Annotated in this window: 6 protein-coding genes; 2 read left to right on the plus strand and 4 right to left on the minus strand. The window is 67.7% G+C overall.

Annotated elements, in window-relative coordinates:
• Positions 1 to 35: 35 nt before the first annotated feature.
• On the minus strand, positions 36 to 2462 hold the full coding sequence (locus tag ACFWXC_RS06795; protein ID WP_384474148.1) for a DUF6049 family protein: 2427 nt from the start codon (positions 2460 to 2462) through the stop codon (positions 36 to 38).
• A gap of 289 nt (positions 2463 to 2751) precedes the next feature.
• Here ACFWXC_RS06795 and ACFWXC_RS06800 point away from each other — a divergent pair, with 289 nt between their 5' ends.
• Positions 2752 to 4197, plus strand: a complete 1446-nt coding sequence (locus ACFWXC_RS06800) for a CCA tRNA nucleotidyltransferase (protein ID WP_384474151.1) — start codon at positions 2752 to 2754, stop codon at positions 4195 to 4197.
• Positions 4198 to 4317: 120 nt separating this feature from the next.
• Here ACFWXC_RS06800 and ACFWXC_RS06805 read toward each other — a convergent pair whose 3' ends face one another.
• From ACFWXC_RS06805 to ACFWXC_RS06815, 3 genes are all read right to left on the minus strand, one after another.
• Positions 4318 to 5580 carry an MFS transporter gene (locus ACFWXC_RS06805; RefSeq protein ID WP_384474153.1) on the minus strand — a complete coding sequence of 421 codons (1263 nt, stop codon included), beginning with the start codon at positions 5578 to 5580 and terminating at the stop codon, positions 4318 to 4320.
• Between the two features lie 117 nt (positions 5581 to 5697).
• Positions 5698 to 6780, minus strand: a complete 1083-nt coding sequence (locus ACFWXC_RS06810; protein WP_384474156.1) for an inositol-3-phosphate synthase — start codon at positions 6778 to 6780, stop codon at positions 5698 to 5700.
• 43 nt (positions 6781 to 6823) lie between these two features.
• Positions 6824 to 7504, minus strand: a complete 681-nt coding sequence (locus tag ACFWXC_RS06815) for a helix-turn-helix transcriptional regulator (RefSeq protein ID WP_384474159.1) — start codon at positions 7502 to 7504, stop codon at positions 6824 to 6826.
• A 363-nt stretch (positions 7505 to 7867) separates the two neighbouring features.
• Here ACFWXC_RS06815 and ACFWXC_RS06820 point away from each other — a divergent pair, with 363 nt between their 5' ends.
• On the plus strand, positions 7868 to 10513 hold the full coding sequence (locus ACFWXC_RS06820) for a transglycosylase domain-containing protein (RefSeq protein WP_384474163.1): 2646 nt from the start codon (positions 7868 to 7870) through the stop codon (positions 10511 to 10513).
• Positions 10514 to 10608: the final 95 nt, after the last annotated feature.

The raw sequence follows: 10608 nt of genomic DNA on the forward strand, positions 1-10608 counted from the left end.
CTCATCGTCCCGGGCCACACCGGCCACGACATCGCTCAACGGTCCACTCTCTCACCCGTCCCGGACGGGTCGGCGCTTTCCGATGCGGTGTCCGGTGTCGGGTCACTCGGCTGCTCCGGGTCGTCTGCCCCGGAGCGGGCCACGGACTCTTCCTGGAGACGATCCTCATCAGCGTGGGAGTTCCCCGCCCGGCCGGTGTCCTCGGGGCCGTCGGTCTCCAGACCCTCGGGAGTCTCAGGAGTCTGCGGAGCCTCCGGGGTGTCCTCGCCCGTCTCGTCGGGACCGTCGCCCTCCTCGGCACGGCGGGCGGCCGCCCGCTTGCGCTGGGTGTACATCCGGAACCCGGCGAGCACCAGCAGCAGCACACCGCCGCCGATGACCAGCATCACGGTGGGCGTGACCTCGGTGACCTTCACGTCGAACCGGACGGGGTCGCCGTACTCCTGGCCGTCCTCGGTGTAGAGCTGGGCGATGACCTCCACCCGGCCGTTGGCGTTGGCCGACGTGGAGAACTTCACGGACTGGGTGTGGCCGCCGGAGACCTCGACCGGCTGCTCGTAGTAGGCCTTGCCGCCGATCTCCAGGCGGGTCGGCATGGTCGAGGTGAGCCGCAGGACGAGGTGGTCGACGCCCTGGACCAGGTTGTTCTGGACGGTCACCGGGATGGTGGCGCTGCGGCCGGAGAGCTTGGTCTCGGACTTGTCGATCAGCTTGACCTGGCCGATGAGGCTGTCGAGCCAGGACTCCACGCCCGTGCGGAAGCTGTCGGCCTCGCTGCCGCGGCCCCGCCAGGACGTGGACATCTCCCGGTTTATGGCCCGCCCGAAGGGAGTCACCACCCGGGACTGGTTGGTGAGGATCACCTGGAAGTTGTCGAGCTTGTCCTGGGTCCGGGCGATCTGCTCGAAGGCCGTACGGGGCAGCTGCTGCTTGCGCAGCGCGGAGGGGTAGGCGGACGACGAGGGGATCTTCGTGGTCGCGCCGGGGTCGGGCTTGGCCTTGGCCGCCGCCGCGAGGTCCTGGGACTGCGACCAGTTGCCGTCCTGCAACACGGTGATCGCCGTCGCCATCGCCTGGGCCTGGCTCGCCGACGGCATCCGTTGCGGGGCGACGACGATGCTGCGCTCTTTGTCGGTCTGGGTGTTCAGGGCCAGGCTCTGGGCCAGGAACTGCTGCACCGCGAGGGTGGCCGCGTCCGCCTTCGTCAGATCGCCCTGGAATGCCGTGGACAGTCGCGCGTCCGCGACCACCGCCGTCGTGCCGCCGCCGATCGGACGTGCCGCCGAGGGCGTGTAGGGCAGCCCGCCGGTTTCCTGGAGGCTGTCGCTGCGGGCGATCACCTTGTCGGCGCCCGCCGAGGTGGCGACCTTGATGATCGACGGGTCGACGGCACCGTTCACGGGCCACGCGAAGTCGGTGCTCGGTGTGACATGGAGCACGGTCTCCACCGTGGTGGCGGCGACATCGGTGGCGTCCTTGAGGTGGCTCAGCGAGCCGGTCACGCTGGTGCCGTTGTGGGCGAGGGAGGCCAGGTCCGGGTCGGCGAAGGGAAGGGCCACGACTTCCTTGTCCGCCACCGTGTCCTGCAGATCAGCCAGGAACTGCTTGGCCACGGCCTGATGGGTGCCGGCCGTGGTGCTGTCGCCGGCGCCCTGGATCCGGTAGCTGCGGGTCATCGCGTCCACGGAGGCCAGCAAGTCCGGGTCGATCACCCAGGTGACGTCCAGGTCCTTGCCAAGCGCCAGCATCTGTGCCAGCCGGCCGCCGGGTGAGATCTCCTTGGCGAGGTCGTCGTCGAGGAAGACCGGCGTCTGCAGTTCACCCGCGCCCGTCTTCGCCGTCACGTGGACCGTGGAGATCAGCGGCCACAGATACGTCGTCCTGGTCCTTGTGTCGGCCTCGGAGGACTGCCACGGCAGGAACGTCCGCTGGATGCCGAGCACCTGCTCCCACGGCTGCGCGGACGTCTGGCCGGACAGCGAGACGCCGAACGGGTACACGCCGTCCTGGCCGAGGTCGAGCTGGTCGACCGGCACGGAGATGCTGAAGTGCTCGGCGACCCCCGGGGCGAGCGAGTCGAAGTCCTCGGTGTACTTACCGCCGATCGCCGTGCCGAGGCTCGCATTGAGGTCGTCGGGGTGCCGGGCGGCGGAGCCGATCGCGGAGCGCGTGCTGAGCTGGGAACCCACACGCAGGTCCACGTGGGCGTCCGTGACGGCCTGCTTGCCGTTGTTGGTCACCGTGCCGGAGACCGTCAGCGTGTCCCCGTCAGTGGGGGCGCTGGGGCTGAGCGAGTCCAGGGCGACGGACACCGTGTCCGAGTCGGCTGCCTGCGCCGGAACCGCGGCGGGCAGTTGCACCAGTGCGGCCAGCAGGGGCGCACCCGCGAGCAGTGCCCCGGTCCGCCGCAGCCAGCGACGGGCAGGTGAGGGCGTCCCCTGGATGTCTGCCGCCTCGGCCACGCGCTCGTCCGTCCCTCGTCATCGTCAGTGGTCGTCGGAATGTGCGTCCACGCATGGTAACGAGGCGCGCTGAGCGGAAGTGCCGCGGTCTGCTCCACAAGATCGGGGGAGGAGATCGACCCGTCCCCTATATTCCAGTATCGCCGGGAGACTCATGTAAGCGGCGAGCGCTGGCCTTGTGCGGGTATGGAGTGAGCTGTCCCACTCCCCTTGTATGGAGGCCTTGTGTGGGGCGCTGCCGGAATATGGAGGCGCTTCGACCTGCTCGGGGCACGTACCCTGTTCTGTTGTGCCGAACGCCAATGAAGACACTCCTTCCACTGCCCTGAGCCAGGCGCAGCAGCGCGCGGTGAGCGAACTGCTGCGGGTGGCGCCCGTCGCCGACGACCTCGCCCGCCGATTCCAGGAGGCCGGGTTCTCGCTTGCCCTGGTCGGCGGCTCGGTCCGGGACGCGTTGCTGGGCCGGCTCGGCAACGACCTGGACTTCACCACCGACGCTCGCCCCGAGGACGTACTGAAGATCGTCCGGCCCTGGGCGGACGCTCTCTGGGAGGTCGGTATCGCTTTCGGCACCGTCGGGGCGCAGAAGGACGGCTACCAGATCGAGGTCACGACCTACCGGTCCGAGGCGTACGACCGCACCTCACGCAAGCCTGAGGTGTCCTACGGCGACTCCATCGAGGAGGACCTCGTCCGGCGGGACTTCACGGTCAACGCCATGGCGGTGGCGCTGCCGGAGAAGGAGTTCATCGACCCGCACGGCGGGCTGGACGACCTGGCGGCCCGTGTGCTGCGCACCCCGGGGACGCCCGAGGACTCCTTCTCGGACGACCCGCTGCGGATGATGCGCGCTGCCCGTTTCGCAGCCCAGCTCGACTTCGAGGTGGCCCCCGAGGTCGTCGCGGCGATGAAGGACATGGCCGGACGCCTGGAGATCGTCTCGGCCGAGCGGGTCCGGGACGAGCTGAACAAGCTGATCCTCTCCACCCACCCGCGCAAGGGACTGACGCTGCTCGTCGACACCGGCCTGGCCGACCATGTTCTGCCCGAGCTGCCCGCCCTGCGCCTGGAGAGTGATGAGCACCACCGCCACAAGGACGTCTACGAGCACTCGCTGATCGTCCTGGAGCAGGCCGTGGCGCTGGAGGAGAACGGTCCCGACCTCACCCTCCGCCTTGCTGCGCTGCTGCACGACATCGGCAAGCCTCGTACCCGCCGTTTCGAGACGGACGGTCGTGTCTCGTTCCACCACCATGAGGTGGTCGGCGCGAAGATGACCAAGAAGCGCATGACGGCCTTGAAGTACTCCAACGAACTGGTGAAGGACGTCTCACGCCTGGTCGAACTCCATCTCCGCTTCCATGGCTACGGCGCCGGGGAGTGGACGGATTCGGCGGTGCGTCGCTATGTCCGTGACGCGGGTCCCCTGCTCGACCGTCTCCACAAGCTGACCCGGTCCGACTGCACTACCCGCAACAAGCGGAAGGCAGTGGCGCTCTCCCGGGCCTACGACGGCCTGGAGGAGCGCATCGCCGAGCTTCAGAAGCAGGAGGATCTGGACGCCATCCGCCCGGACCTCGACGGTAACCAGATCATGGAGATCCTTGGGATCCGGCCCGGCCCGGAGGTCGGCAAGGCTTACAAGCACATGTTGGAGCTCCGGCTGGAGGACGGGCCGATGGAGCACGATGCTGCGGTGGCCGCACTCAAGGAGTGGTGGGCCGGGCAAGGCTGAGCGCGTGGAGCCGGTTCATGTTTCACGTGAAACATGAACCGGCCGGGACGTAACGAGGGGCGATGTTTCACGTGAAACATCGCCCCTCTCCGTTGCGGTTCCGTGAGTCTGCTGTGGCCCTCAGCGGCGTTCAAAGCGGGCCATGGCCGCTGCAACCGCCGCGTAGATGAAGGCGACGGTGATGACGAGGGCCGCGGAGCGGCCGTCCGGTGGGAGCATCAGGGCTGCGACCCCGGCTGCCCCCACGAAGGCGACGTTGAAGAGCACGTCGTACACGGAGAAGATCCGGCCGCGGAAGCCGTCGTCGACGGATGACTGGACGATGGTGTCGGTGGCGATCTTCGCGCCCTGGGTGATCAGTCCCAGGACGAAGGCAGCGACGAGCATGGGGACTGTCGTGAACGGGAGGCCCAGCGCGGGCTCCAGTACGGCGGCGGACGCGGCGCACACGACGATCCAGCGCCCGGGGCCGAGACGCCCCGCGGCCCAGGGCGTCACCACGGCCGCCGCGAAGAAGCCCGCGCCGGAGATCCCCAAGGCCAGCCCCAGCAGCCCGAGCCCGTCGTCCGGGTCGGCGGAGAGGGCGTAGCGGCACAGCATCAGCACCAGGACGAGCAGGGCGCCGTAGCAGAAGCGCATCACCGTCATGGAGAGCAGCGCCCAGACCGCCTCGCGGCGCCGGGGTGCGGCGAGGTGCCGTATCGCCTCCAGGAGGTCGCGTGCGGTGGTGATCACAGCGGTTCCCAGGCTGGGCTGTGCCGGATGCCGGTCGGGGCCGAGGAGCCCGGGGGCCATGGTCAGCGAGGTGAGGGCCGCGGACAGGTACAACGCCGCGCCCAGCAGCACGACCGCTGCATCGGAGTCGGAGGCCAGCAGCCGTACGGCGAAGGCGAGCCCGCCGCCGGCGGTCGCGGCGAGGGTGCCTGCGGTCGGGGACAGGGAGTTGGCCAGCACCAGACGTTCGGGATCGACCACGCGTGGAAGGGCGGCGGACAGCCCCGAAAGGACGAAGCGGTTGACGGCCGTGACACACAGGGCGGAGACGTAGAAGAGCCAGTCGGGGACATGGCCGGCCATCAGGACGGCGGTGACCGCGGCCAGGAGCGCACGCAGCAGATTGCCGTAGAGGAAGACCTGGCGGCGGCGCCAGCGGTCCAGCAGGACGCCGGCGAAGGGGCCCACGAGGGAGTACGGGAGGAGCAGGACCGCCATGGCCGAGGCGATCGCGCCCGGTGAGGTCTGCTTCTCCGGGGAGAAGACGACGTAGGCGGCGAGCGCGACCTGGTAGACGCCGTCGGCGCCCTGGGAGAGCAGACGGACGGTGAGCAGGCGGCGGAAGTCCCGCAGGCGCAGCAGGACACGCAGGTCGCGGACGACGGGCATGGGGCACAGCCTCACACACGGGGAGAGTCCCCGGGTCGGGGGACCCGGGGACTCTCACAGCCCTGGCAGGAGCGATTTTTGCGAGCGACGGACGTCAGCGTTCGGCGTGGTGCCGAGTTACCGCTCGACGTCGCCGCGGATGAACTTCTCCACGTTCTCGCGGGCCTCGTCGTCGAAGTACTGGACCGGCGGGGACTTCATGAAGTAGCTCGACGCGGAGAGGATCGGGCCGCCGATACCGCGGTCCTTGGCGATCTTCGCGGCACGCAGGGCGTCGATGATGACACCCGCGGAGTTCGGGGAGTCCCAGACCTCGAGCTTGTACTCCAGGTTCAGCGGGACGTCACCGAAGGCACGGCCCTCCAGGCGGACGTAGGCCCACTTGCGGTCGTCCAGCCACTGCACGTAGTCGGACGGGCCGATGTGGACGTTCTTCTCGCCGAGGTCCCGGTCGGGGATCTGGGAGGTGACGGCCTGCGTCTTGGAGATCTTCTTGGACTCCAGGCGCTCGCGCTCAAGCATGTTCTTGAAGTCCATGTTGCCGCCGACGTTCAGCTGCATCGTGCGTTCCAGGACGACGCCCCGGTCCTCGAACAGCTTCGCCATGACGCGGTGCGTGATGGTGGCGCCGACCTGCGACTTGATGTCGTCACCGACGATCGGGACGCCGGCCTCGGTGAACTTGTCCGCCCACTCCTTGGTGCCGGCGATGAAGACCGGGAGGGCGTTGACGAAGGCGACCTTGGCGTCGATGGCGCACTGGGCGTAGAACTTCGCCGCGACCTCGGAGCCGACGGGCAGGTAGCAGACGAGGACGTCGACCTGCCTGTCCTTGAGGATCTGGACGACGTCGACCGGCTCGGCCTCGGACTCCTCGATGGTCTGGCGGTAGTACTTGCCGAGGCCGTCGAGGGTGTGACCGCGCTGGACGGTCACGCCGGTGTTCGGCACGTCACAGATCTTGATGGTGTTGTTCTCGGATGCGCCGATGGCGTCCGCCAGGTCGAGACCGACCTTCTTGGCGTCCACGTCGAACGCGGCCACGAACTCGACGTCCTTGACGTGGTACTCGCCGAACTGGACATGCATCAGGCCGGGGACCTTGGACGCCGGATCGGCGTCCTTGTAGTACTCGACTCCCTGGACCAGCGACGCGGCACAGTTGCCCACGCCGACGATGGCTACGCGAACCGAACCCATTCCGGTTGCTCCCTGTGTGTGCGAGTGAGGCCCTGACCGGGTCTCACGTGGTGGTGTCGTCGGACAAATCCGGCCGGGTCTCCCCGGACCGGGGCAGGTTGCCCGGCGCTCCATTGGTGGTGTTCTGCTGAGCGGACCCTCCGGAAGCGGGACTCTTCATGTCCCGCCCGGCCCGCTCGCTCTCGATGAGCTCGTTCAGCCAGCGCACTTCGCGCTCCACGGACTCCATTCCGTGGCGCTGGAGCTCAAGCGTGTAGTCGTCGAGGCGCTCCCGGGTGCGTGCCAGCGAGGCGCGCATCTTCTCCAGGCGCTCCTCCAGCCGGCTGCGACGGCCCTCCAGTACGCGCATCCGCACATCGCGCGAGGTCTGCCCGAAGAAGGCGAACCGCGCCGCGAAGTGCTCGTCCTCGTACGCGTCGGGGCCGGTCTGGGAGAGGAGCTCCTCGAAATGCTCCTTACCTTCGGCCGTCAACCGGTAGACGATCTTGGCGCGACGGCCGGAGAGCGGTGCGGCGAGGGCGTCCTCGGTGGTGTTCCCCGGTTCCTCGATCAACCAGCCGTTGGCAACCAGCGTCTTGAGGCAGGGATAGAGCGTCCCGTAGCTGAACGCCCGGAAGACGCCCAGTGAGGTGTTGAGCCGTTTCCGCAGCTCATAGCCGTGCATCGGGGATTCGCGGAGCAGGCCGAGCACGGCGAACTCAAGGATGCCGGACCGTCGGCTCATGGTCGCCTCCTCTCGTCTCTGACGCGCTTATCTCGCTCTGATGTATCGGCTCGATACATCACGACGATAGATCGGCGATCCCGGTGCGACAAGAGGAGCGACGGTGAACGGGATCACATCACCGATTCGTAGGAGGCAACTTGCCTGATTTGGGGTGAACTTAGGGGCTCGGTGGGTTTTGGTGGTGCGTAGTCTGTGCGGCATGCACACCACCGGGAACCAAGTGACGCCTGGGGGGCGTCCCTGTCCCCGGTGCAGTACGGGTGAATGCAGGACCGACCACATCCGTACTTTGGGGGGACCGGAAACCAGCCGCCGTTTCCAGGCGCGCACGGGTGCGCCTGCCCGAGGAGTAATCGTTCGATGAGCGAGCACCGTCGCAAACCGCCGCAGCCGCAGGGAGGCGGACGTGCCGCGGCCCGACGCGGCCAGTCCGGCCCGTCCTCCGGCCGCCGTGCGGCACCGCGAGGCGCCACCGGGTCTCCTTCCGACTCCTATGGGTCCCCTTCCTATGGGTCGGACTCTCAGAGCTCGGAAGGCGAAGAGCGTCCGTACGGAAGCCGTGCCGAGGCACGCCGGGCAACGCAGAGAAACACGGGAAGCCGCCGCAGAGCGGCCGACAACGCGAGCCGTGCTCCGGGTGGCCCTGCCGGGCCCGGGCGCGGCAGAGGCCGGGCGTCCACGGCGCCCGGCAAGAAACGCATCATCGACTACCCCAGGGCGAACAGGTTCGGCTGGCGCCGCTGGGTTCCCTCCTGGAAGCTCGTCTCCGGGCTTTCCCTCACCTTCTTCGGCAGCCTGGTGGCCCTGGTGGGCGTCGGATACGCCATGGTGGGCGTCCCGAACGAGAACACCGCGGCCAAGTCCCAGAACAACGTCTACTACTGGGCCGACGGCAAGCAGATGGTCGCGACGGGCACCGGCGTCAACCGGCAGAACGTCACCATCGACCAGATCCCCGAGGCGATGCAGTACTCGGTGATCTCGGCGGAGAACAAGAGCTTCTACACGGACCCGGGCGTCGACTTCAAGGGCATCGCCCGCGCGCTCGTCAACATGGCCCAGGGCGGGGAGACGCAGGGTGGTTCGACGATCACCCAGCAGTTCGTCAAGAACACCTACCTCAGCCAGGACCAGACGCTCACACGCAAGTTCAAGGAGATGTTCATCTCCGTCAAGGTGGGCACCAAGCTCACCAAGCCGGAGATCCTCCAGGGCTATCTGAACACCTCGTACTTCGGCCGTGGGGCGTACGGCATCCAGGCCGCCGCCCAGACCTACTACGGCGTGGACGCGAAGAACCTCACGCCGAGCCAGTGCGCGGTCCTCGCGGGACTCCTCAAGGGTGCGACGTACTACGACCCCGCGGGTAACCCGGACATCGACCCCTCGGCAACCAAGGAAGCCAACTACAAGCGCTCGCACGACCGCTGGGCCTGGATCCTCGAGGAGATGCACAAGGATCAGCACCTCACCGACGCCCAGTACCAGGAGGCGACCAAGAAGTACCCGATGCCCCAGGGCCGCAAGGCGACCAAGGGCATGACCGGCCAGATCAGCTACCTCGCCGACACGGCCAAGAAGTACGTCCTCGCGCACTCCAACATCACGGAGACGCGGTTCGACCAGGGCGGCTTCCAGATCTACACGACCTTCCAGAAGGACAAGGTCAACGCGCTGACCGCGGCCGTGCAGAAGGTCCAGAAGGAGCGTCTGGACCCGAAGAACCGCGAGAAGGACAAGTACGTCCAGTTCGGTGCGGCGTCGGTGGTGCCCAAGGACGGCGCGATCGTCGCCCTGTACGGCGGCGCCGGCTACGAGAACAACCACTTCACCAACAACGCCGACACCTCGGGTGTCCCCGTCGGTTCGACGTGGAAGCCGTTCGTCCTGGCGGCGGCCATGCAGTACGGCTCGTACAAGACCTCTCCCGATGGGGTCTCGCCGCTGAGCAAGTACAACGGCGACGACAACCTCAAGGTGCGGAAACCGGACGGCTCGTACTTCCTGAACAAGGACAACTCGATCTTCCGGCAGAGGAACGAGAGCGAATACCCCTGGGGCTACATCAGCCTGCGCAAGGCGATGGAGCAGTCGATCAACACGCCGTTCGTGCAGCTCGGCGTGGACGTCGGCATGACGAAGGTACGGGACGTGGCCCAGGCCTCCGGGATCCTGCTGGACAGCATGTCGCAGGACCTCAACCCGTCGTTCGCCATCGGTACGTCCACCCCCAGCGCGATCCGCATGGCCGACGCCTACGCGACCTTCGCGGCCTCCGGCGAGCACACGGACCCCTACTCGGTGACCGCCGTCAAGGAGGACGGCCAGGAGCTGAACGGCTTCTCCAAGCCCAAGGTGACCTCGGCGATCCCCGAGGACGTGGCGAACAACGTCACGGACACCCTGCAGAACGTGATCCAGAACGGTACGGCTAAGGCCGCCAAGGCCCTGGGCCGTACGGCGGCGGGCAAGACCGGTACCACCGACAGCAACAAGTCGGCCTGGTTCGTCGGCTACACCCAGCAGCTGTCGACCTCGGTGGCGATGTTCCGTGAGAACCCGAAGGACGCCGAGCTGCTCTCCATGAACGGCACCGCCGGCGTGGCATCCATCCACGGTGGTGACATCCCGACCTCGGTGTGGACCGAGTACATGACGGCCGCGCTGAAGGGCAAGAACGACCTGGGCTTCCCGAAGGCCACCAAGATCGGTGAGGTCGCCGACGAGGCGGGGGCTCCTTCCCCGACTCCGACGCCCGTCATCACTCCGAGCGAGACGCCGAGCGTCACGCCCAGCATCACCCCGAGCGAGACGGCCACCTCGCCGTCGCCCACGGCCACCGAGACCTGCCAGTTCACCTGGAACTGCTCCAGCGACGGCGGTACCGACACGGGCAGCACGGGAGGCACGACGTCCTCCCCGTCGGCTACGGAGACGACCGGCGAAGGAGACACCAGAGGCAATGCCAACGGTGGCGGAAACCTCTTCGGCGGGTCGACGGGCTGACTGACGAGCAGAGGCCGGTGTTGCGGGGCTTGAAAATGGGACGAACAACGGCCGGTGTGTATTACGGCCTCAATTGATTGACGTAGAAGTGTGGG

It is taken from the genome of Streptomyces sp. NPDC058683 (genome assembly GCF_042716195.1).
Lineage (GTDB): Bacteria > Actinomycetota > Actinomycetes > Streptomycetales > Streptomycetaceae > Streptomyces.